1 pseudogene is annotated in these 1869 nt (G+C 41.9%); it reads right to left on the reverse strand.

Annotation, left to right across the window (positions count from 1 at the left end):
* Positions 1-1840: pseudogene (locus PVV64_RS10305) on the reverse strand (adhesin); the annotation flags it as partial.
* Positions 1841-1869: the final 29 nt, after the last annotated feature.

Genomic DNA, 1869 nt, shown 5'->3' on the forward strand with positions numbered 1-1869 from the left:
CATAATTTAACGTCTCAAACTTCATATCCGTGTAGGCTTTGGATTCATTAACCCCATTGTTTACTAAATCAGTCACACGATCATCCGTATATTTCTTCGCATCATCAAGAACTAACTTCATCTGTTGATCCGTGTAATCATGCAATTGTCCTCCATTAACCCCTTCTTTCGATCCACTTTCAATACGACCATCACCTACATTGTCTATCAATACCGGATCACTTTCATTCCCACCAACTAACGTAACTTTATTCGTCTTCTTGCCATCTTCTCCCTTATCATACTTAACCGCATCATTCGTTACCGTATCTTCAATAGCTTGCAGTTGTTGATCTATACCATCTACACGCTTTTCAACTGCCTCTACTTTCTTATTCGTATCCCAAAGTTGTCCTCCATTAACAGCTTCCTTCGAGCCCTCTGATACCGAACCATCCGCTACATGCGTAATCTTACTTGGCTTTCCATTATGGTTAGCGTCATAACCGCCTAATTCTTCATTCCAATTTAATCCGTTCGTTGATACATTCTGCTCTACATTCGTTATACGATCATTGATACTAGACAAACTACCATTAACACCTTCAAACGCACTGCCAACATTCTCATAGCTCTTCTCGCCAGCAGAACTGCCATCGCTCTTGAACTGCGTTATTTGGAAATGGGGCGCTGTCCATTGACCATTCGCATAGCTGGCTCCACCTCCTAAATACAGCGCTAACGTCTGATTTAATTGATACAACTGGTTACCCGTGATCGCTTCTGTCGAACCCGATGAGATATCACCGTCAACAAGATGGCTAAGCTTACTATTACGCTTACCCTCTCCTTTGCCATGAACCGCTACAAACGCTTCATCTGCATCACTCCACAACAACGCATTCTGTTCAACGTTGTCTGAAAGCTCCTGATGAAGCTTCGTGAAAGAATTATTCACACCTGCAAAAGCTGCTGCTACATCATTATAGATCGTCTCCTCAGAACTTCCATCCTCTTTGAAGCTCACTATCTTGAAGCTTGGTGCTGTCCAAGTGCCATTCTCATAACTAGCGCCTCCACCAAAATAATTCGCTAGCGTATTATTCATCGAGTAAATCTGTGAACCATTCACGGCATCCGTTGAGTCAGAAGCAATATTGCCATCCGAAAGATGGGTAATCTTGCTATTGCTTTTCTTCTCGCCATGCTGAGCTACAAACGCCTCTTCATCCTTGTTCCACAACAAAGCATCCCCTTTAACTTCTTGCGTAATATTCGTGATGTTTTCAGTAAGTTCATTATATTTATTCGTGAGATTAGTATTCACATTCTGGATATTCGTATCAAGACCTGCAAAGGCTGAACCAACATTATCATAGCTCTTCTTTGTAACCATACCATCTACAGAAACAGCTGATAATTCATAGGTTGGACCTGTAAAAATTCCTTCTTTAAAGACTGCAGCTCCACCTAAGAATTTTGCTACATCCTGAGAGATGGTATTGATCTGATGACCATTCACCGCATCATGTGAGCCATCAGCAATGTTACCATCCGCAACATTATGAAGCGCAACGGGAGCTGTTTTATCTCCTTTTCCAAAAGTCACACTGGTATAATCAGTCTCACCATTCTCCTTCTTATCGTAAAGAACAACTGAAGAATCCTCAGACTGAAGACTGTTCGAAAGCTGCTCTAAACTTTGATCAAGCTGCTCTTTGTTAACCGCTTCATCACCTTTTGTCGCTGCCTTCACACCTGAGATACGACGTGCCACTCCAGTACTATTCGCAACGGTGATTTCTGTACCTTCTTTCTCAGAACCTATCTTGATAACCTTACTCTCTTTATCTTGCTTCACAAGGCTATCACTCACAACTTGGCTAATCT

Origin of the sequence: Bartonella sp. ML70XJBT.G (assembly GCF_028618575.1) — a bacterium.
Classification (GTDB): Bacteria; Pseudomonadota; Alphaproteobacteria; order Rhizobiales; family Rhizobiaceae; genus Bartonella.